General features: G+C 74.2%; 18 protein-coding genes. 1 reads left to right on the forward strand and 17 read right to left on the reverse strand.

Features of this window, described 5'->3' with window-relative positions; genetic code table 11:
- The first annotated feature begins 41 nt into the window (after nt 1-41).
- Complete coding sequence (locus ACQP10_RS17840; protein WP_433541754.1) at nt 42-680, forward strand: TetR/AcrR family transcriptional regulator; 639 nt, start codon at nt 42-44, stop codon at nt 678-680.
- Nucleotides 681-757: 77 nt separating this feature from the next.
- Here ACQP10_RS17840 and ACQP10_RS17845 read toward each other — a convergent pair whose 3' ends face one another.
- From ACQP10_RS17845 to ACQP10_RS17925, 17 genes are all read right to left on the reverse strand, one after another.
- Nucleotides 758-4,549: an ABC transporter ATP-binding protein gene (locus tag ACQP10_RS17845; protein ID WP_433541755.1), complete on the reverse strand. Its 3,792-nt coding sequence runs from the start codon at nt 4,547-4,549 to the stop codon at nt 758-760.
- A complete protein-coding gene (locus tag ACQP10_RS17850) occupies nt 4,546-5,364 on the reverse strand; it encodes a VC0807 family protein (RefSeq protein ID WP_346021605.1) in 819 nt (272 codons plus the stop codon). The genes ACQP10_RS17845 and ACQP10_RS17850 overlap by 4 nt, the downstream gene beginning before the upstream one ends.
- 13 nt (nt 5,365-5,377) lie before the next feature.
- The gene (locus ACQP10_RS17855) at nt 5,378-6,130 is read right to left on the reverse strand and encodes a VC0807 family protein (protein ID WP_346021604.1); all 753 of its coding nucleotides are present in this window, start codon (nt 6,128-6,130) and stop codon (nt 5,378-5,380) included.
- Nucleotides 6,127-7,344, reverse strand: a complete 1,218-nt coding sequence (locus ACQP10_RS17860) for an FAD-dependent monooxygenase (RefSeq protein WP_390001859.1) — start codon at nt 7,342-7,344, stop codon at nt 6,127-6,129. The genes ACQP10_RS17855 and ACQP10_RS17860 overlap by 4 nt, the downstream gene beginning before the upstream one ends.
- Before the next feature lie 40 nt (nt 7,345-7,384).
- Complete coding sequence (locus tag ACQP10_RS17865) at nt 7,385-8,326, reverse strand: amidohydrolase family protein (protein ID WP_346021602.1); 942 nt, start codon at nt 8,324-8,326, stop codon at nt 7,385-7,387.
- A 115-nt stretch (nt 8,327-8,441) separates the two neighbouring features.
- Complete coding sequence (locus ACQP10_RS17870) at nt 8,442-10,877, reverse strand: PEP/pyruvate-binding domain-containing protein (protein WP_433541756.1); 2,436 nt, start codon at nt 10,875-10,877, stop codon at nt 8,442-8,444.
- Between the two features lie 93 nt (nt 10,878-10,970).
- The gene (locus ACQP10_RS17875; protein WP_390001864.1) at nt 10,971-11,168 is read right to left on the reverse strand and encodes a ferredoxin; all 198 of its coding nucleotides are present in this window, start codon (nt 11,166-11,168) and stop codon (nt 10,971-10,973) included.
- Between the two features lie 105 nt (nt 11,169-11,273).
- The gene (locus ACQP10_RS17880) at nt 11,274-13,094 is read right to left on the reverse strand and encodes an AfsR/SARP family transcriptional regulator (protein WP_346021599.1); all 1,821 of its coding nucleotides are present in this window, start codon (nt 13,092-13,094) and stop codon (nt 11,274-11,276) included.
- The gene (locus tag ACQP10_RS17885; RefSeq protein ID WP_346021598.1) at nt 13,091-14,221 is read right to left on the reverse strand and encodes an aminotransferase class I/II-fold pyridoxal phosphate-dependent enzyme; all 1,131 of its coding nucleotides are present in this window, start codon (nt 14,219-14,221) and stop codon (nt 13,091-13,093) included. Before ACQP10_RS17885 ends, ACQP10_RS17880 begins: the two co-directional genes overlap by 4 nt.
- Before the next feature lie 274 nt (nt 14,222-14,495).
- Complete coding sequence (gene rfbH / locus ACQP10_RS17890; RefSeq protein WP_433541757.1) at nt 14,496-15,809, reverse strand: lipopolysaccharide biosynthesis protein RfbH; 1,314 nt, start codon at nt 15,807-15,809, stop codon at nt 14,496-14,498.
- A 33-nt stretch (nt 15,810-15,842) separates the two neighbouring features.
- Nucleotides 15,843-16,823 (reverse strand): NAD-dependent epimerase/dehydratase family protein, encoded by a 981-nt coding sequence (locus tag ACQP10_RS17895; protein WP_433541758.1) that lies wholly within the window; start codon nt 16,821-16,823, stop codon nt 15,843-15,845.
- 21 nt (nt 16,824-16,844) lie between these two features.
- On the reverse strand, nt 16,845-17,156 hold the full coding sequence (locus ACQP10_RS17900; protein ID WP_392571794.1) for an antibiotic biosynthesis monooxygenase family protein: 312 nt from the start codon (nt 17,154-17,156) through the stop codon (nt 16,845-16,847).
- On the reverse strand, nt 17,146-17,475 hold the full coding sequence (locus ACQP10_RS17905) for an antibiotic biosynthesis monooxygenase family protein (protein ID WP_189249562.1): 330 nt from the start codon (nt 17,473-17,475) through the stop codon (nt 17,146-17,148). The genes ACQP10_RS17900 and ACQP10_RS17905 overlap by 11 nt, the downstream gene beginning before the upstream one ends.
- 1 nt (nt 17,476) lies before the next feature.
- A complete protein-coding gene (locus tag ACQP10_RS17910) occupies nt 17,477-18,220 on the reverse strand; it encodes an SDR family NAD(P)-dependent oxidoreductase (protein WP_390001872.1) in 744 nt (247 codons plus the stop codon).
- Between the two features lie 188 nt (nt 18,221-18,408).
- A complete protein-coding gene (locus ACQP10_RS17915) occupies nt 18,409-18,957 on the reverse strand; it encodes an anthrone oxygenase family protein (RefSeq protein ID WP_433541759.1) in 549 nt (182 codons plus the stop codon).
- Nucleotides 18,954-19,421 (reverse strand): SRPBCC family protein, encoded by a 468-nt coding sequence (locus ACQP10_RS17920; RefSeq protein ID WP_346021592.1) that lies wholly within the window; start codon nt 19,419-19,421, stop codon nt 18,954-18,956. Before ACQP10_RS17920 ends, ACQP10_RS17915 begins: the two co-directional genes overlap by 4 nt.
- Complete coding sequence (locus ACQP10_RS17925) at nt 19,418-19,684, reverse strand: acyl carrier protein (protein WP_346021591.1); 267 nt, start codon at nt 19,682-19,684, stop codon at nt 19,418-19,420. Before ACQP10_RS17925 ends, ACQP10_RS17920 begins: the two co-directional genes overlap by 4 nt.
- Nucleotides 19,685-19,722 lie beyond the last annotated feature (38 nt).

Below are 19,722 nucleotides of genomic sequence, written 5' to 3' on the forward strand. Positions count from 1 at the left end.
TCAATTACATATTTTGGTCGGTCTGTGAGAGGATGGGCGCCATGACCGCAGGACTCCGCGAGCTGAAGAAGCAGCAGACCCATCAGTCGATCTCCGACACCGCGACCCGGCTGTTCATCGAGCACGGGTTCGAGAAGGTGACCATCGCCGAGATCGCGGCCGCGGCCCAGGTGGCCAAGATGACCGTCACCAACTACTTCCCGCGCAAGGAAGACCTCGCCCTCGACACCCACGAGACCTTCATCGCGAGCCTGGCCCGCACCGTCGCCGCCCGGGCCGAGGGCGAGTCGGCGCTGGCCGCCCTGCGCCGGGAGTTCCTGGCCGCCGTCGAACGGCACGACGCCGTGATCGGCTTCTCCGGCCCGGACTTCGCCCGGATGATCGCCGACAGCCCCACCCTCACCGCCCGGCTTCGCGAACTGCACGAACTACGCGAGGACGCCCTCGCCCGGGTGCTCGCCGCCGACACCGGGGCCACCCCCGGCGACCTCACGCCCCGGGCCGTGGCCGCCCTGCTCACCACCGCCCACCGCACCCTGTTCCAGCAGGTCATGGACCTGTCCCTGGAGGGCAGGGACAACCGGGAGATCGCGACCGTCGTGGCCGGCGCCGCCTGCGGGATCTTCGACCTGCTGGAACCGTCCCTGGCCGGCTACGCGGTGCGCGCCCGGCCATCGTGACGACCGGCGCGCGCCCCCGGCCCACCGGAGGGCGGGCTCCCGGGCCGGCGGTTCCGCGTCGGCCGCACCGGCTCCGCTCACCGCGTGGCGGTCCGGTGCCACATCGCGGCATAGTGACCGCCCGCGGCGATCAGCTCCTCGTGGGTGCCGGTCTCGGCCAGGCGGCCGCCGGCCAGTACGGCGGCGCGGGCGTCGGTGAGCTGGTGGGTGACCATGACCGTGGTGTGCGCGGCGGCGGCCCGGCCGATCGCCGCCGCGGCCCGCGGGTCGGCGTGGGCGCCCGCCTCGTCCAGCAGCAGCAGATCGGGACGGACCAGCAGGGCCCGGGCCAGGCAGATGAGCTGCCGCTGCCCGACGGGCACCGAGCCGGCCCCTTCGGTGACCACGTGGTCGTAGCCGCCGGGCAGCGCGGCGATCACCTCGTGGGCGCCCGCCGCGCGGGCCGCCGCGCGGACCTCCTCGTCGGTGGCGCCGGGCCTGCCGTAGGCGATGTTGTCGCGGACGCTGCGGGCGAACAGGAACGGCTCCTGCGGCACGTATCCCAGCCGGGCGCCGCGGCCGTCCTGGACGCCCGGGTCCGTCCCGCCGTCGAGGCGCAGCCGGCCCGCCGTCGGGTCGTGGAAGCGGGCGATGAGCTTGACCAGGGTGGACTTGCCGGCCCCGGAGGGCCCGACGACCGCCAGGGTCTCCCCCGGGCGGACGGCCAGGTCGATGCCGGTCAGCACATCGCGGGCGGCGCCCGGGTAGCGGAAGCCGACCCCGGCCAGCTCCAGGCCCCCGTACGGAGGACGCGGCGGCTCACCGTCCCCGGCGGGCGCGGCGGCGGCCGGGGGCTCGGCGAGCAGCCCGTCGATCCGGTCCAGTGAGACGCGGGCCTGCTGCCAGGCGTCGAAGAACCCGAACGCCTGCTGCAGCGGGGTGAAGATCAGGGCCAGGTACAGCACGGAGGCCACCAGCTCGCCGGGGGCCAGTTCGCCGGAGGCGACCAGGGACGCGCCGATGACCAGCAGCAGCGCCGTACCGGCCTCGGCCAGCAGTTCCAGCAGCGGGAAGAAGGTGGCGATCAGGCGCTGGGTGGCCAGCCTGGCCCGGGCGTAGCCGTCCGCGGCGCGGCTGAACTCGGCCTGCCTGCGATCCTGCTGGCCGAACGCCTGCGACTCACGGGTGCCCGCCAGGCTCTGCTCCAGGTGGGCGGTGACCTCGGCGGTGTGCTCGCGGGCCCGCCGGTAGTTCACGACGGAGCGGCGGCCGCACAGCGCGACGAGCGCCAGCAGCGGGACGAGTACGGCCGGCACCACCGCGGCGAGCAGGAGGTCGACGGCCGCCAGCACGGCCAGCGCCGTGACCGCGGTGAGGCCCGCCACCACCGTGGTGGCCAGACCGGAGGAGAGGACCTCCGACAGGGTGTCCACGTCGGTCACGACGGTGGTGAGGAGGTCGGCGCCGCGGCGGCGCTCGTGGGCCTCGACGGGGAGCCGCTGCACGTGAGCCCAGACCCGCAGCCGCAGGGCGTGGACGAGCCGCTGGCCGACCGTGCCGGAGACCACCAGGGCGGCCCAGGTGATCAGGTACCCGGCCGCGGCCACGGCCAGGAACCGGCCGGAGGCGGTCAGCAGCGCCCCCGCGGAGCCGCTGACCATGCCCTCGTCGACGCCGCTGCCGGTGAGGTACGGCCCGGCCGCACCGGTGAGGGCGCCCAGCGCCACCAGGGCGAGGACGGCCGCCGGTCCGCGCCGGTGCCCGCCGAGGAGTTCACGCGCCGACAGCCGCGCCGGCCGCCCGGCCCGTCTGAGGACCTCCGGTCGCCCGGTGCCGTCCCCCGGGAGCCGGGCGGCGGGCGGCTCGTCTCCGGGCCCCTCCCCCGGTTCCGCCGGTGCGGCGGGCGGGAGCCGTTCCGGGAGGTCCTCGACGGCACGGCGGGGCGCCGGCACGGCCGGGACCTGCTCGGCCGGAGTCGGCTCGGCCGGGGCAGGTTCGGCGGGAGCCGACTCGTCCGGGGCGGGTTCGGCCGGAACAGATTCGGCCGGAGCGGGCTCAGCCGGGGCGGGCTCGGCCAGCACCTGGCGGTAGTGCTCCGACCTGGCCCACAGCTCCTCATGAGTGCCCTCGTCGGCCACCCTGCCGTCCCTGAGCAGCACGACCCGGCCGGCCAGGGCGAGCGTCGCCGGGCGGCGGGTGACGAGCAGCGTGGTGCGGCCCCGGACGGCCCGCCGCAGCGTGCCGGCCATCCGCCGCTCCAGCGCGGGATCGACCGCGCTGGTGACGTCGTCCAGCACCAGCACGCGCGGCCGGGTCAGCAGGGCCCGGGCCAGCGCGACCCGCTGGCGCTGGCCGCCGGACAGGGCGGAGCCGCGCTCGCCGACGGCGGTGCCGTACCCGCCGGGCAGCCCGGCGACGAACTCGTGCAGTCCGGCCGCGACGGCCGCGGCCTCGATCTCGTCGTCCCCCGCGTCCGGCCGGCCGTAGGCGATGTTCTCCCTGATCGTCCCGGTGAACAGGAAGGGGTCCTCGAAGGCCATGCCGATCTGCGCGCGCAGCGACTCCAGGGTCACCCGGCCGACGTCCGCGCCGTCCAGTAGGACGCGGCCGTCCCGCACGTCGTGGAAGCGGGCCGCCAGCAGGCCCACGGTGGACCTGCCGCTGCCGGGGGCGCCGACCAGGGCGACGGTCTCCCCCGGTCGCAGGCGCAGGCTGAACCCGTCGAGGACGGGCGGCCGGCCCGGGTGGCCGAACACCACCCGGTCGAAGACCAGCTCGCCGGGGCCCGGTGGCAGCGGGCGGGCGTCCGGCCGGTCGGCGACGGTGGGCAGCGCGTCGAGCACCTCGAAGATGCGGACGGCGGAGGCGCGGGCGCGGTGGGCCAGCACGACCATTCCGGCGATCATGTTCGCCGGGTTGACCAGGAGCGCGAGGTAGCTGGTGAAGGCCAGGTAGGCGCCGACGGTGATCTGGTGGCGCAGCACGAGCCACCCGCCGGCCGGCAGCATCAGTGCCTGGCCGAACACCGGGATCGCGGTCAGCAGCGCCTGGCTGCGGCCCTGGACCCGTACCGCGCGCACCCGGGCCCGCAGCAGCTCCGCGGAGCTCGCGGTGATCCGCGCCAGCTCGCGGTCCTCCTGGCCGAACGCCCTGACCACCCGGATGCCGCCCAGCGCCTGGTCCACGGCGTGGGTCAGCTCGCCCTGGCGGTGCTGCGCCTCGGCGGTGGCGGGGGTGAGTCTCCGCCGGGTCCTGACGGTCACCAGCGCCATGGCGGGTACGGCCGAGGCGGCGCACAGCGCCAGCGGCCAGGAGATGGACGCCATCATCGCGAACCCGAAGACGGTGAACAGCACCGCGCCGGACAGCTGCGGCACCATCCCCAGGACCCGGACCAGCGCCCCGGTGTCGGAGGTCACCCGGGAGACGATCTGACCGGCGGTCAGCCCGTGCCGGGCCCGCGGATCCAGCCGCTGGGCGCGGTCGTGGACGGCGGCGCGCAGCCGGTACTGCACCCGGGTGATGACCTCGGCCTGTAGCGCCAGGCACAGCCGCCGGGCGGCGAACGCCCCGGCGGACAGCAGCAGGAAGACGGCGAGCCAGGGCAGCAGCGGGGTACGGCGGGCCAGCACCGCCTCGTCGAGGATGCGCTGCTGCACCACGGGGACCGCGGCGGCGAGCAGCGCGCTGAACCCGGCCGCGGCGAACGCCGGCGCCAGGCGGCGGCGCTGGTCGCGCAGGTGGGGCCACAGCCGCCGCACCCAGCCCGCCCCGCCGTCCCCGCCCGCTCCGTCGGCCCCGCTGTCCCCGCCGGAGCCCGCCGCGCCGGTGGCGGCGGGCGGGGCGGCGACGGGCGGAACGGCCGCCACGTCGCCGGGCAGGGAGGTCATGCGCCGGGCCAGGCCGGCGCCACGGCGGCGGGACCGGCGGGCACGGTGGGCACGGTGGGCACGGCCGCCTGGCCCTCCCGCGCGTCCCGCTCCGCCGTACCCGCCGAGCCCGCGGGTACGGCGTCGCCGGCGACGCCGGGGACCGTGGCCCCGGCGGCCCCGGCGGCCTGGACGGCGGCGGCCCGGGTGTGCAGCGCCGTCAGCAGCGGCGCGCTGAGCGGCCGGGTCACCAGGATCAGGATCACCAGCCCGCCCAGGGTCGGCACCTGCCCGGCCACCACCGCCACGGCCAGCGGCACGTTGTAGACGATCACGACGCGCAGCACCGCGCTGGTCAGGAAGCCGATCCCCCAGAGCAGGTTGATCAGCCGCAGTCGGCGGGCGAAGGCCGCGTCGTTCTCCCAGCAGTCCTCCCAGCCCGCCGTCAGGCGCTCGTCGCCCTTGGTGACGAAGGGCGTCACGACGTCGTTCAGCACGGTGCGGCCGAAGAACGTGGTGAGGATCCCGTAGGCCCCGCCGAGGGCGGGGATGACGGCGCTCTTGGCCAGCAGCAGCCGGGGGTCGCCGGTGACGAACACCAGCAGCAGGGTCGCGGCGAGGATCAGCAGCATCATCGCCGGGAAGGCGCTGAGGCGCCGTTCGCGCACGCTGCGGTAGAGCGTGCGCGCCCCGGCGACGACCGCGCCGGCCGTCAGCGCGACGACGGGGCTCAGGCCGAACAGGAAGTGCAGCAGGAAGAAGCCGACCGCCGGAGCGGCCATGTCGAGCAGCAGCGGCAGGGTGGCCCGCAGGCGCGGGTTGTGGACCAGGGACATGGCGGATCGCCTTTCACCGTGGGGGAATCGGCTGGGAGCCCTCCGCCGCGGGGCGGCCGTTCCCGGCCTCACCGGCCTCACCGGAAGCGCCGGGAGCGCCGGATCCGGCCGAGTCCGTCTGCCGCTGGACGCCGTCGACGATGCGGCGCAGGGCGGGCACCTGCAGCCGGAACGACAGCAGGACCAGCGCCAGCAGCACGATTCCCGGCAGCTGGGAGAGCAGGAAGGACCGTTCGATCTCGGCGGCGGAGTAGTGGTAGACCACGACCACCCGCAGGACCGACTCCGCCAGCAGGAACACCGCGAAGGTGGCGGTCATCAGGCGCTGGCGGGCGCGGAAGGACGGCGAGACCGTCCAGGCGGCCCGGTAGGCGGCGGTGCGCACCGGATCGCCGCGGGTGGCCAGCGGCTGCGCGGCGACGTAGGTCGCGGGCCGGCCGACGAAGCAGGTCACGAGGAGGAACACCGCGGCCAGGGCGGTGTAGAACGACGGCTTGATCGCGACGATCCGGGGATCGTCGGTGACGAACAGCAGGGCGACCGACAGCGCGATCTCCAGCAGGACCAGCACGCCGAACATGTCGAGCTTGCGGCGGCGGACGGTGTGCACCGTGACCGACACGCCGGTGGCCAGGCCCGCCAGCGTCAGGGCCCAGAAGTCGCCCACCCCGAGCCGCTTGAGCAGCAGGTAGAGCACGATCGGCACCAGGACGTCGGTGAGCAGGGGCAGAAGCAGGCGGAACCTGTCGGTGAACGCGTTGGTCATGCGTGGGCGCCTTCCGTGGAGGGGGTACGGGTGCCGAAAAGAGTCTCCGCGCCCCACAGCGAACTGCTGATCGCCTCGTAGGCGTAGTCGCGCATCTGGGCTTCGTAGTGGCTGATCGCCGAGATCAGACCGCGCCGTCCGGCGTCGGCGTCGGCCAGCGCCGCGGCCAGCAGCGCCGCGTCGCGCAGGGCGGCGTTGGCGCCCAGCCCGCCGACGGGTGTCATGGCGTGGATGCAGTCGCCCAGGACGGTGACGTTGTCCGACGGCCACGCGGGGGTGGGGATCATGGTCTGGATCGCCAGGGCCGTCGTCGTCTCCGGGCGGGACTCGGCGATGATGCGGCGCAGCAGCGGGTGCCAGGCGCGGGTCGCCTCAGCGGCCAGGCCGTACAGCTCGGCCGGCGCGGCGGCGCGCAGGGCCTCGGGCGGGAGCGGGTGCGCCTCGGCCGGGGCCAGGAGGGTCCACTGCAGGTAGGCGGGCACCGGCTGCAGGGCGGTGCCCGGGGCGGTCTGCGCCAGCGCGTCGGCGGTGGGCATCTGCGGCTGGAAGGCGCCCAGCACCATGGTCCAGCCCTCCGGCGACAGCACCGGGCGGGCGCCGCCCAGCAGCTCGGCGGGGATCCACGCGAGGACTTCGTCGTCCAGGGGCAGGTGGCCGTAGACGCCGCTCAGGTCCAGGTCCAGCACCTCGGCCTGGGGCAGCCGCCGGCGGCGGACCGCCGAGCCGACGCCGTCGGCGGCGACCAGCACGTCGCCGGTCGCGCTGCCGCCGTCGGCCAGCAGCACCCGCACCTGGTCGCCGACGTGCTCGTAGTCGACGACCGGCTGGCCGAACCGTACGGCGTCGCCCAGCCCGGTGAACAGGATCTCGCGCAGGGTGCGGCGGTCGACGACCATGGCGGCCGCCGCGGGGTCGAGCGGCAGGTCCGGCGGCCGGGCCGTGACGACCTCGTTGAGCAGGTGGTCGTAGACGGCGCCGCGCGGGGTGTAGAGCCTTCCGGCGGTGGCCTGGGCGAGGTCGTAGAGGCCGGCGGGTAAGCAGGAGACCAGGGCGCCGCGACCGGACCGGTCGACGCGTAACCGGAATCCCCGCTGCCAGGGACCCAGGTCGTGTTCGCTCTCGAACACCTCGACGCTGACGCCGCGCTTGCGCAGCCCCTGCGCCAGGCACAGGCCGCCGATGCCGCCACCGGCGATGATCACTCGCAGGCCCACTGCATTCTCCAGGTAGTAGTCGGTTCGTCGGCTCCGCCGGTCAGACGCAGGCGGCCAGCCGCCGTGCGACGCCGGGGAACAGACCGAGTGCGTTGTCGCGGTCGATGAGGGCGCGGCTCGACTCCGGCAGGCACCAGCGGCCGGAGTCGAGGTTGCGCACGCACTCGGTGACCGCGGCGCGCGGGGCCGCGCACCAGTCGGTGCCGAAGAGGATCCGGTCGGCCGAGACGGTCTCCAGCAGGCTCGGCAGGGCCGACGGGCCGGTCAGCGCCAGGTCGTAGTGGAAGCGCCGCAGCCCGGCGGTGATCCGCTCGGGGTCGGCGCCGAAGAACGGCGGGCCGAGCAGCTCCACCCGGGAGGCCGCGTACGGCAGGAAGCCGCCGCCGTGCGACAGGATGAAGGAGATGTCCGGGTAGCGGTCCAGCGCCCCGGACAGGATGAGGTTCAGCGCGCCGCGGGTGGTGTCGAGCAGGAAGTCGGCCAGCACGGACGGCACCGGGACGGGTCCCGCGCCGGGCAGCGGCATGGGGTGGACCAGCACGACGGCGCGGCGGCGGTTCAGCTCGGCGAACAGCGGCTCGTACGGCGCGTCGCCCAGGTAGGCGTCCCCGGCGTGCGGGACCAGCACCACGCCGTCGGCGTGCAGCTCGTCGTAGGCGTACTCCAGCTCGGCCAGGGCGGCGTCCACGTACGGCATGGGCAGCGCGGCCAGCAGGCCGAACCGGGCGGGATGGTCGGCCACCAGCTCGGCGGTCGACTCGTTGGAGGCGCGGTTGAGCGCGGCGGCGGCGTCCCGGCCGGGTGAGAAGTCGGGGATGGCGTTGGACAGCAGCGCGAACTCGGTGGAGGTCTCCTCCATCACCTCCAGCGTCTCCGCGAGAGACCAGGGGATGACGTGCGGGGCGCCGGCCCGGCGCATCAGCTCGGCTTTCTTGGGCGGGATGGCGTGGTGGTGGACGTCGATCCGGCGGGGATCGGGCATCGGGGGGCTCCTTGCCGGGGTCGCTCGGTCACGGATCGTCGGGTGCGGGTCACCCGGCCGCCCCGGCCCGGGACGCCCTGCGGCGGGTCTCCCGGGCGCGGGGCGCCGGCACGGGTCAGGGGTCGCCGGCGGGCCGGACCAGGCCGGTGGTGCCGTCGACGGTCAGCAGCTGGTCGTCGCGGAAGGCGGTGGTGGCGGTGCCGGTGGCCACCACGGCGGGCACGCCGTACTCGCGGGCGATGATCGCCGGGTGCGACAGCAGGCTGCCGCGGTCGGTGACCAGCGCGCCGACGCTGGGGAACAGCACCGCCCACTGGGCCGTGGTCTCCGGGCAGACCAGCACGTCGCCGCGGCGCAGCTTGCCGAACTCGGTGACGGAGGTGATGACGCGGGCCGGTCCGGTGTAGCGGCCGGCGGAGGCGGCGACCCCGCGCAGCGCGCCGGCCTCGGCCTGCCCCGCGCCGCCGGGGCCGCCGAACAGCCGCATCGACCACTGCATGACCGCCATGACGTGCTCGGCGCCCGCGGAGGGCGGCGCCATGCCGGGCGTGAGGGCCATCGGGGCGGGCGGGGCGCCGTAGAAGGGCGGGCCGGGGTGGGCCAGCGCCCAGGCGTGTTCGCCGCGGCCGCGGTCGACCTGGTCGTGGCGGGGCCGGTGGTCGGCCAGGGCGGCCAGCGCCTCGGGGTGCTCCAGGAAGAACACGTCCCCGGCGTCGCCGACCGTGCCCGCGGCGGCCAGCCGGCGGCCGATCTCCAGGGCGGCGTAGCGCACCAGCGCCCACAGCGACACGGCGTAGAAGACCTTCTCGTCGCGGACCGGGCCGCCCAGGTCGCTGCCGGCCAGCGCCGTCGCGAAGCGCTCACGCTCGGCGTCGGTACGGCCGGCCAGCGCCTCCCGGGCCTCCTCCATGGCCTCCTGCCGGCGGGCGTCCAGGCGGGCGCGTTCGGCGGCCAGGTCGTAGGGGGCGTCCAGCTGGGCGCGCACCAGGTTGAGCAGCACCTCGGGCTGCTCGGCGAGGGTGGGGTCGGTGAGGGTGAATCCGATGGTCCGGTGGCCGTAGTTGCGCACGTAGTCGTCGAAGGCGTCGGCGAACCCGGGGTCGGTCTCACGGAGCCGCCCGGGGGTGAGCGGCTCGCCGGACTCCAGCAGGGCGCGCGTCGCGGGCCGGGCGGCGGCGGCCCTGGCCAGGTCGCCCAGCCCGGTGGTGGCCGGCACGTGGTCGCCGGTCAGGCCGCCGCGCAGCCGCAGCGTCCGCACGGGGTCCCAGCCGAGGAGTTCGGCGCAGGCGACGCCGAGCCGCCCGAACAGGAAGACGGCGGCGCCGGTGAGCCGGAAGTAGACGTCGTGCATGCGGGCGAAGTGCCGCAGCAGCTCGCCGAAGTGGGCGGCGAGGTCGACGTTGGACAGCGCGGCCGGGTCGATCCGGCGCAGGCCGGCCAGGTCGGCGGCGACGCTCGGTTTGATCTCCTCGTTCCACTCGCGGATCAGCCGCTCGGGCTCGCCGTCCTCGATCCGCGCGGCGATCTTCTCGACGCGGGCGACCATGTCGGTGATGGTGTCGGGCGGGGTGGTGACGTAGGTCCAGCCGCCGATGGCGCGGGCGCTGGGCGTCACGCCGGTGCTGAAGGCGAAGACGTGGCGGGCCGCGTCGCTGAAGACGGGCATGAAGATCGAGCGCTGCAGCGGGACCCAGGGCCGGTCGGTGTTGCGGTCGCGGCTGGAGAAGCCGGGCGGCGGCTCCCCGATGGCGATCGGGATCCGCCGCTGCGGCTGACCGGGCAGGCCGGTGATCGGGCGGGCCTGCACCAGCCACACCTGTTCGTCGTCGATGACCCATTCGATGTCCTGGGGGGCGCCCAGGTGGGCGGCGACGGACCGGGCGAGATCGGCCACCTCGCGTGCCTGCTCGGGGGTCAGGGCGTCCTGGTCGCCGGAGGTGTGCTCGGCGTGCTCGCCGCGCACCACCCACTCGTCGGCGGTGACCTCGCCGGACATGAGGCGCTCGCCCAGGCCGCGGACCGCGCTGATGACGACCTCGCCGTCGTCGCCGGTCACCGGGTTGACGCTGAAGGCGGCTCCGGCCGCGCGGGCGGCGACCATGCGCTGCACCAGCACGCCGACGCCCTCCGGCGCGTCACCGCCGCGGTAGGCCCTGACCCGCTCGGAGAACCCGGAGGCCCAGCAGGTCCGCACCGCCTCCGCCAGCGCGTCCGGGCCGCGCACGTCGAGCACCGACTCGTACTGGCCCGCGTAGGACATTCCGGCGAGGTCCTCGGCGACGCCGGAGGAGCGCACCGCGACCGCTTCGGCGCCCAGCCGGTCCAGGGCGGCGGCCAGCTCCCCGGCCAGCCCGTCCGGCAGGGGCGCGTCGGCGGTCCACCGGCCGGCGCCGGCCGCCGCCAGGCCGTCCTCCAGCGCCCCGGTGGTCACCGCGAACCCGTCGGGCACGGCGAATCCGGCGCGGCCGAGCTCTCCGAGCACGGCGGCCTTGCGGCCGACACCGGACACGTCGTCCAGCCCGATCCGCGACAGCGCCAGCACGTAGCTCACGTCAGCACTCCTCTCGACGAACGTCGCTCCCCGCCACTTCAACAGGTCCACCTCGAGGATGACTTGAGCGGCACTCGAACGGGGGTCGAATGATCATTTCTGTGAGATCGTTATCGCCTGGACCGGGCAGCCGGTGGCGGCCCGGCTGACGGCGGCGCGCCGCCCCTCGGCGGGGCCGGGGTCGCGCAGCAGGACGTGGCCCTCCTCCTCGCACTGGCCGAAGACGTCGGGCGCGGCCATGACGCACTGGCCGGTGCCGATGCAGCGCTGCTGGTCGACGGTGAGGCGCATCCGGGGTCCTCCTTTCCGGTTCCGCGCGGCGGGGGCCGCGGCAGGGGTCATGACGGGGCTGTCACGGGGTTCGCGGAGGTGGTCACGGCGGGGCCGCCGCGGGTGTCACGGGACTCCCCCGGCCGGTGCGGCCTGCGTCAGGGCGTAGGACATCACCGGCTCGGGCAGGGTGAAGGCGGTCTCCTCCCGGCAGAGGGCGTCCAGCCCCTCGGGGCGCAGGAACCGCTGCTCCACGAGCTGTTCGATGAGGGACTCGGCGTCGTTGAGGTCGGTGCCCAGCAGCGCGGCGGCGCGGCTGGCGGTCAGCGTGCCGGCGTCGTGCTCGGCCAGCAGCCGCAGGGTCCGCTGGGCGCGGGGGTTGAGCCGCAGGTAGCCGGGGGCCAGGCGGGCGGCGACGTCGAACCCGCCGAAGCGCAGCTCGGTCAGCAGCCGGCGCCGGTCGCCGAGCCGGTCGGCGAGCCTGCGCAGCGGGTAGTTGGGGTCGGTGCCGAGCTTGGCCCCGGCGGTGCGGACGGCCAGCGGCAGCCGGCCGCACCGCTCGACGATGGCCAGGGCCGCCTCCTCCTCGGCTTCCACGCGGGCGCGGCCGATGGCCGTGCACAGCATGCGCAGGCACTCCTCGGGGCTGAGGGCGCCGACCTCCAGCTGGCGGGCGCCGGGCAGGGAGGACAGGCCGTTGGAGCCGGTCACCAGCACGGCGCACCGGGAGCCGCCGGGCAGCAGGGGCAGCGCCTGCGCCGCCGAGACGGCGTCGTCGAGCAGGACCAGCAGCCTGGACTCGGCGGTGCGGCTGCGGAACAGCTGGGTGCGCTCCTCCAGCGTGGCCGGCAGCTGCGCGGCGTCGATGCCGATGGCCTGCAGGAAGGAGCCCAGCACGGCGAAGGGGTCGACGGCGCCGGCGCGGCTGCCGCCCAGGTCGGCGAAGAGCTGGCCGTCGGGGAACTGCACCCGCACCCGGTGGGCCACCCGGGTGGCCAGCGTCGTCTTGCCCGCCCCGGACATCCCGGTGATGGAGACCAGGCGCAGCGCGGTGCTCTGCGGGGTGTCGGTCAGCAGCGTGGTCAGGGTCTTGACGAGCTGGTCGCGGCCGGCGAAGTCGGCGATGTCGGGGGGAAGCTGGGCCGGGGTGACGAACGAGGCGGTCCTGGCCGGGGGCGGCGCCTCGGCGGCGGACGGCGACAGTTCGGCGTTGAGCAGTTCCCGCTGCAGCTCGCGCAGGGCGGTGGAGGGTTCGATGCCGAGCTCCTCGCGCAGGTTGCGGCGCAGCGTCTGGTAGACCTCCAGTGCCTCGGAGCGCCGTCCCGACCGCTGCAGGCTGATCATCAGCTTGGCGTGGAAGCCCTCGTGGAAGGGGTGGTGGCAGATGAGCAGCTTGAGCTCGGAGATCAGCTCCCGGTGCAGCTTGAGCTGCAGCCGGGCCTCCACCCGCATCTCCAGCGCCTGCAGCACGTCCTCGGCGACCTGGTTGACCTGGGCGCTGAGCACCGGGCCCAGGTCCACGTCCACCAGCGGGGTGGCCGGGCACATCGCCAGCGCCCGGTTGAGCGCCTCCAGCGCCTCGCGGGTCTCGCCCTCGCCGAGCAGGGCGCGGGCCTGTTCGACCAGCTCGTCGAAGACGTCCTTGTCGAGCGCCTGGGGTTCCAGGTGCAGGATGTAGCCGAGCGGCTTGGTCTCCAGTATCTTCTCGCCGCCGCGGTCGACCGCGGTCAGCGTGCGGCGTACCTGGTAGACGTAGGTCTGCAGGGTGGCCAGCGCGCTGACCGGCGGGTTGGCGCCCCACAGCTCCTCGATCAGGGTGCCGGTGGTGACGACCCGGCCCCGGCGCAGCGCCATCAGGGCCAGGACGCTGCGCAGCTTGGGCGCGCTGGGGGTGACGTCGACGTCTTCGTAGGTGGCCTTGAGCGCACCGAGTACCGAGACCTTCATCGGGCGCCCACCTCCATGGGGACGCGCTCGGCGATGGCCTGGCTGTTGACGACGACGACCCGGATGATCTCGCAGATCTTCGCGACCTGCGCCCGGGTGACGCTCATTCCGGTCGGCAGGGCCAGCACCCGTTCCGACAGGTGCTCGGTGGCCGGCAGCGGGGGCCGGTCCGCGTACGGCGCCATCCGGTGGCAGCCGGGATGGAAGTAGCGGCGGGCCAGCACGTTCTCCTGGTGCAGCAGGTGCCGCAGGGTGTCGCGGCTGATCCCGGCCCGCCGCGGGTCGACCTCGATGACGACGTACTGGTAGTTGTGGCGTTCGCCCTCGTCGAAGGGGATCAGCCGGATGCCCGGCACGCCGGCCAGCCCCGCCCGGTAGCGGCGGTGGTTGTCCAGGTTGCGGGCGACGAAGCGGTCGATGCTGTCGAGCGAGGTCAGCCCCATGGCGGCGGACGCCTCGTTCATCTTGGCGTTGATGCCGACGTGGCTCACCTCGTCCTCGGCGGTGATGCCGAAGTTCCTGATGCTCTGCACCCGCCGGGCCAGGGACTCGTCGTTCGTCACCAGGGCGCCGCCCTCGAAGGCGTTGACGAACTTGGTGGAGTGGAAGCTGAAGATCTCGGCGTCGCCGAACCCGCCGACCGGGCGGCCGCCCCGGGTGCAGGCGAAGGCGTGGGAGGCGTCGAAGAACAGCGCCAGCCCGTGCCGGCGGGCGATGGTCTCCAGCCGTTCGGCGGGCGCCGTCCTGCCCCACAGGTGGACGGCCAGGATGGCGCTGGTGCGCGGCCCGATGAGGGTCCGGGCGTGGTCGGGGTCGATCTGGCCGGTCAGCGGGTCGACGTCGCAGAACACCGGGGTCAGCCCGAGCCAGGAGACGACGTGGGCGGTGGCGGCGAACGTCAGCGACGGGACGATGATCTCGCCGGTGAGGTCGGCCGCCCGGATCGCCAGCTGCAGGGCGGCGGTGGCGTTGCAGGTCGCCACGGCGTACCGGGTGCCGGCCGTCTGGGCGACGCGTCGTTCGAACTCCTTGGCCAGGGGCCCGTCGTTGGACAGCCAGCCCCTGGCGAAGGCCGCGTCCAGGCGGGCGGAGAAGCGTTCGCGGTCGCCGATGTTGGGCGCTCCCACCCGGAGAGGGTGCTCGAAGGCCGGTGCTCCACCGAACCCCGCTAAATCCTCCAAAATGCGCTTCACAGACTCACCGTCGCATTCCACGGAGATCACCTATCTCTGATGCGTCCGATGGTGGTCCCCCGTACTCGCGGGCCGCTGTGGCGCTGCTCGGACCGAACTTGAGCGAAACTCGATCAGATCACCGCGAATCGGACAAAGCCAAGGCCGTGGGCGGCGGTGAGCCGGCCCACGGCCTCGACGATCGGCGCATCCGGCGGGTACGGCCCGCTCAGGGCCTGCCGCGCCCGGCGACGAACTCCCTGATCGAGCCGACCATGTAGTCGGTCATCTCGGCGGTGATGCCCGGGTAGACCCCGACCCAGAACGTCCGCTCGGTGATGAGGTCGCTGTTGGCCAGGTCCCCCACCGTCACGTGCGGCACGTCCCGGTAGGCGGGCTGACGGGTCAGGTTGCCGGCGAACAGCAGCCGGGTGGCGATGCGCCGCGATTCCAGGAAGTCGACCAGCTCGCGGCGGGTGAACGGCGCCTCGGGCAGCACGGTGATGACGAACCCGAACCAGCTCGGGTCGCTGCCCGGCGTGGCCCGCGGCAGCAGCAGGCCCGGCACCCCGTCCAGCCCCTCGCGCAGCCGGCGCCAGTTGCGCCGCCGCGCCTCGACGAAGTCCGGCAGCTTCCTCAGCTGGCTCAGCCCCAGCCCGGCCTGGATGTCGGTGGTCTTCAGGTTGTAGCCGACGTGGGAGAAGATGTACTTGTGGTCGTAGCCGGACGGCAGCGCCCCCATGTCGTGACTGAAACGGCGCAGGCAGCGGTTGTCCTCGCCCGGCTCACACCAGCAGTCCCGCCCCCAGTCGCGCATCGACTCCACCACCCGCGCCAGCGCCAGGTTGTCGGTCAGCACGCAGCCGCCCTCGCCCATGGTGATGTGGTGGGCCGGGTAGAAGCTGACGGTGGCCAGGTCGCCGAAGGTGCCGGTGTTGCGGCCCTGGTAGGTGGAGCAGACCGCGTCGCAGTTGTCCTCCACGAGGAACAGGTCGTGCTCCTCGGCGAAACGGGCGATCTCGGCGACCGGGAACGGGTTGCCCAGCGTGTGGGCCATCATGATGGCCCTGGTCCGCGGCGTCAGCGCCGCCTCGACCCGCTCCAGGGTCGTGTTGTAGGTGCCGAGCTCCACGTCGACGAAGACCGGGACCAGGCCGTGCTGCAGGATCGGGTTGACCGTGGTCGGGAAGCTCGCCGCGACCGTGATGACCTCGTCGCCCGGCCGCAGCCGCCGGTCCTCCAGCTCCGGCGCGGTCAGGGCGGCCACGGCCAGCAGGTTGGCCGAGGACCCGGAGTTGGTCAGATGCGCCTTGCGCAACCCCAGCGTCTTGGCGAACAGCCGCTCGAAGCGCAGGGCGGTCGCGCCCGAGGCGATGCGCATCTCGATGGCCTGCTCGGCCAGGGCTACGCGGTCGTCTTCGTCCAGGACGGCGCCTGAGGTCTGGATCGGCGTGACGCCGGGGACGAAGACCGGTGCGGTCGTCCGCTCATGATGGAGTTTGCGGACGTGCTCAATGAGGATCTGCTTGACCTGATCAGCCACGGCCGGATGCCCTCCATTTCGATGCGTTTGCGGTCAGCCTGACGCGGCCCGCCGGTGAAGCGCTGGAGTATCGCTGGCAGTTCGCCAGAGGGCGTGCAGCGACTCCCCCGGCCTGTGCTGGGGGATCCAGCGCAGCGTGCGGCGCGCGGCGGAGACGTCGACGAGCTGCGGGCCGGCGTCGGCGTCGCGCCGCCCCGCCGGGCGGGGCACGGTGACCGTCCGCACCGGCACCCCGCTGATCCGGATGAGCCGGTCGACCAGGCCGGCGACCGAGGACGGGCGCCCCCGGGCGACGTTGAGGACCGGCGGGGTGGCGGAGATCTTCACCGCCTTGACCACGGCGCAGGCCGCGTCCCGCACGTCCAGGAAGTCCCGCTCCCCCGACAGCTCGGGCACCTCCAGTGTCTCCGGCCGCCGCGCCAGCCGCCCGGCCAGTCCGCCGAACAGGCTCTCGGCCGGAGCGTGCGGGCCGATCGTGGCGCTCAGCCGCAGCACCACCCCGTCGAGGCGGCGGGCGGCCACCGCGTCGGTGACGATCCGGGTGCCGGCCAGCTTGGAGCGCGCGTACGGCGTCACCGGGTGCTCGGGGGTGTCCTCCGTCAGCACCCGGCAGCCGGCGGGCTGCGCGCCGTACTCGTAGACCGAGCCCAGGTGGACCAGGCGGATGTGCTCGCGGCCCGCGGTGATCACGGCCACCAGGCGCGTGACGAGCTCCCGGTTGGAGCGCGCCATGTCGTGCCCGGTGACCCGCCACAGCGCGCCGGCCGCGTTGACCACGACGCGGGGCCGTACCAGGTCCAGGAAGCGGCCCAGGTCCGCGGTCGTGGCCGCGGCCAGGTCGGCGAGGTACAGGTGGCAGCCGGGCGGCAGCGCAGCCGCCCGGCGGGCCACCGCCGTCACCTCGTAGCCCGCCTCGGCCAGGCCGGCGCAGACGAACCGGCCGAGGTAGCCCGTCCCGCCGACCACCAGCGCGGCCGGGCGGGACGACCGTGCGATGTCGTCCGTGAAGTCCATGAGGCGCTCCTGTCCGCCGCGTCAGCTGTAGTCCGCGACGACCTCGTAGATGCCGAACGTCTCGGTGCGCCCGCGGTCCTGCAGGGGCCGCAGCGGCGAGGTGGTCCCCCGGTGGCCCGCGCCCTCCTCCCAGGCGCGGAAGGAGGCCATGTCGCGCCACCGGCTCAGCACGACGAAGCCACCGGTACGGCGGGCGTCGCCCAGCAGCTCGTTGCCGAGCAGGCCGGGCGTTCCGGCCAGCCGGCCGCTGACGGCGTGGTAGGCCCGTTCCACCGCGCCGGGGTCCCCGGCGGGCGCCGCGGCGTACAGCAGGACCCTGACCTCACCGACCATCGCCGGCCCCGGCCATGGAGTGGACGACGTTCATGGTGACCATCGAGCCGCTGCTGCGGTAGGGGTGCAGCGTCCTGCGGTGCTCCAGGTGCTGGTCGCTGCGCTCGTACTCGCGGAAGCGCGCCTCGTCGGTCCAGTCGCTGACGATGTAGTAGACGCCCTCCTCCTCGGCGCTCTTCGACAGCCACTGGCCCAGGTTGGCCGGCTGGCCGGTGATCACATCGGCGCCGGCCAGCCAGGCACGTTCGAACTCCTCCTCGCGCCCCGGCACCAGCTCCATGCGCAGCAGCACCCGGAAGGCCGTCTGACGCCCCGCCATCTCAGATCCCCCCGTCGACGTTGACGGTCTCGCCGGTGATGTAGCCGGCCAGGTCGCTGGCCAGGAACAGCACCGTGTTCGCGATCTCCTCGGTACGGCCCAGCCGCCGCACCGCCGTCATCTGCCGGTAGCGCGCCAGCACCTCCGGCGAGAGCTCGGCCTCGGTGGCGATGACGCCGGGCGCCACCACGTTCACCCTGACCCCGCGCGGGCCCAGCTCCTTGGCCAGCGAGCGGCACAGCCCGGCCAGGCCCGCCTTGGCGGCGGTGTAGTGGGCGCGCAGCGGGATGCCGACGGTCGCGACCCGGGAGCCGACGTTGACCACCGAGGCCGACTCGCCGAACAGCGGCAGCGCCTTCTGCGTGACGAGGTAGGCGGCGGTGAGGTTGGTGTCCACCACCCGGTGCCACTCCTCGACGGGCAGGTCGGCGAAGGGGACGTGGCTGATGACGCCGGCGTTGTTGACCACCACGTCCAGCCGGCCCAGCCGGGTGCGGCACTCGTCGATGAGGCGGTCGATCTCCTCGGGGCTGCCGACGTCGGCGCGCACCACGTGGTGGTCGCCGCCGATGGCCTTCAGCTCCCGTTCGAGGGTCCCGACGTGCTCGCTCTCGTTGCGGTAGCAGGTCAGCACGTCGGCGCCGGCCCGGGCCAGGGCGAGGACGACGCCCCGCCCGATGCCCCGCGTGCCGCCGGTCACGAGCGCTTTCTTTCCCGCCAGTGAGATTCCTGCGTTCGCCGTCATGGCGCTTCGGCTCCTTCGGTCGTTCGGGTGCGGTCGGTGGGTCCGTTCAGTGGATCCGTACGGTGAGTCCGTTCTGTGGGCCGTACGGTGGGTCGTTCGGCGGGCGCGGCCGGGGCCGGCCGCGCGGTCGTGCGGTCGTGCGCCGATGGGGCGCTGATGGGCGCCGGTGCGGTGCCGTACCGGCGCGGTCAGGCCAGCTGCGAGGTCGTGACGACGTTGACGAGGAAGGCCAGCAGCGCCAGCGAGGTGCGGAAGGCGTTCCACGCCCGCCAACGGCGGCGGGGGTCGATGGACTCCCAGTCGCTCGGCTGCCGGTCGGGGTCCAGCGCCCTGACCATCCGGTTGACCGGGACGTTCCGGGTGACGGAGACGCCCATGACGGCCGCCTGCAGCAGCGCCGCGGCGGCGAAGGCCCACCGGGCGGGGCCCTCGACCAGCACCGCGGCCAGCAGCACGTCCAGCACGAGCGTGGCCCCGTTGGTGATCGGCATGATCGGGTCGAACCGCGGCCACATGAACTGCACGAGCTGGACGTAGCGGCCGTAGGACAGGCTGAGCATCATCGGGGCGATGCCGATGACGGTGGACAGCATGATCCCGGCGGCGACGCCGTTGGCCAGCACGGCCACCGCCGCGGCGGTCTCGCCGCCGACGAGACCGCCGGCGAGGCCGCCCGCGACGGGGTTCGCGGCGGCGGTGCCGGCCAGGACGCCGGCCGCGTGCGCGGCGACGCTCATGACACCGGGCTCGCCGTCCGGGCCGCCCGCTCGACCAGGCTCTTGATGCGGCCCATCTCCCGGACGCTGTTGCGGTTGATCCGCGCGGTCATCCGCTCGTCGTCGACGGGCGCCTGGGGCTTCATGTGGAAGTCCTGGATCCAGCGCATCCGCACCCCGCCGGGCGTCTCGGTGTACTCCCAGCGGATGTTCATGTACTCGAACGCCCCGGTCTCCACCCGGCGGGCCCGCACGGTGCGGGTCACCGGGTCGGGGGTGCGCTCCGACACCCAGCTCCACACCTTCCCCTGCTCGTCGGGGCGCATGGTCAGGCGGAACCGCACGGTGTCGCCGTCGCGGTGCAGGATCTCGGCGGAGGCGTACTCGGTGAACAGCCCCGGCCAGGACTCCACGTCGTTGGTCATCGACCAGACCAGGTCGAGGGGGGCGTCGATCACGACCTCGTTGTCGGTGTGGCCGCTCATGCCGCGACATCCTCCTTCAGCAGGCCGTTGATGTAGTCCAGCGTCCGGCGGGGGGTGGCCATCGTCTCGTCGAGGGATTCGTCGGGGACCCTGACCGGGTACCTCGCCTCGATCTCGCGGGCGACGTTCATCACGGCCAGCGAGTCGAACCCCAGGTCGCCCATGGGCTCGTCCAGGATGTCCTGCTCCAGGTCGATCGACTCGTCGTAGCCGACCGCCAGCAGCATGCACTCCCTGAGGTCGTCCAGCGTGAACTGCGTCATCTTCTCCTCCTGTCCGATCGGGCCGATCGGGCCGATCG

This window comes from Streptosporangium sandarakinum, assembly GCF_050942225.1.
Lineage (GTDB): Bacteria > Actinomycetota > Actinomycetes > Streptosporangiales > Streptosporangiaceae > Streptosporangium > Streptosporangium nondiastaticum.

Excerpts from the sequence above, each read along its gene's own strand:
- ACQP10_RS17840 (WP_433541754.1), top strand. The coding sequence starts at position 42 with ATGACCGCAGGACTCCGCGAGCTGAAGAAGCAGCAGACCCATCAGTCG.
- ACQP10_RS17845 (WP_433541755.1), bottom strand. The coding sequence starts at position 4,549 with ATGACCTCCCTGCCCGGCGACGTGGCGGCCGTTCCGCCCGTCGCCGCC.
- ACQP10_RS17850 (WP_346021605.1), bottom strand. The coding sequence starts at position 5,364 with ATGTCCCTGGTCCACAACCCGCGCCTGCGGGCCACCCTGCCGCTGCTG.
- ACQP10_RS17855 (WP_346021604.1), bottom strand. The coding sequence starts at position 6,130 with ATGACCAACGCGTTCACCGACAGGTTCCGCCTGCTTCTGCCCCTGCTC.
- ACQP10_RS17865 (WP_346021602.1), bottom strand. The coding sequence starts at position 8,326 with ATGCCCGATCCCCGCCGGATCGACGTCCACCACCACGCCATCCCGCCC.
- ACQP10_RS17875 (WP_390001864.1), bottom strand. The coding sequence starts at position 11,168 with ATGCGCCTCACCGTCGACCAGCAGCGCTGCATCGGCACCGGCCAGTGC.
- ACQP10_RS17880 (WP_346021599.1), bottom strand. The coding sequence starts at position 13,094 with ATGAAGGTCTCGGTACTCGGTGCGCTCAAGGCCACCTACGAAGACGTC.
- ACQP10_RS17895 (WP_433541758.1), bottom strand. The coding sequence starts at position 16,823 with ATGGACTTCACGGACGACATCGCACGGTCGTCCCGCCCGGCCGCGCTG.
- ACQP10_RS17900 (WP_392571794.1), bottom strand. The coding sequence starts at position 17,156 with ATGGTCGGTGAGGTCAGGGTCCTGCTGTACGCCGCGGCGCCCGCCGGG.
- ACQP10_RS17905 (WP_189249562.1), bottom strand. The coding sequence starts at position 17,475 with ATGGCGGGGCGTCAGACGGCCTTCCGGGTGCTGCTGCGCATGGAGCTG.
- ACQP10_RS17910 (WP_390001872.1), bottom strand. The coding sequence starts at position 18,220 with ATGACGGCGAACGCAGGAATCTCACTGGCGGGAAAGAAAGCGCTCGTG.
- ACQP10_RS17915 (WP_433541759.1), bottom strand. The coding sequence starts at position 18,957 with ATGAGCGTCGCCGCGCACGCGGCCGGCGTCCTGGCCGGCACCGCCGCC.
- ACQP10_RS17920 (WP_346021592.1), bottom strand. The coding sequence starts at position 19,421 with ATGAGCGGCCACACCGACAACGAGGTCGTGATCGACGCCCCCCTCGAC.
- ACQP10_RS17925 (WP_346021591.1), bottom strand. The coding sequence starts at position 19,684 with ATGACGCAGTTCACGCTGGACGACCTCAGGGAGTGCATGCTGCTGGCG.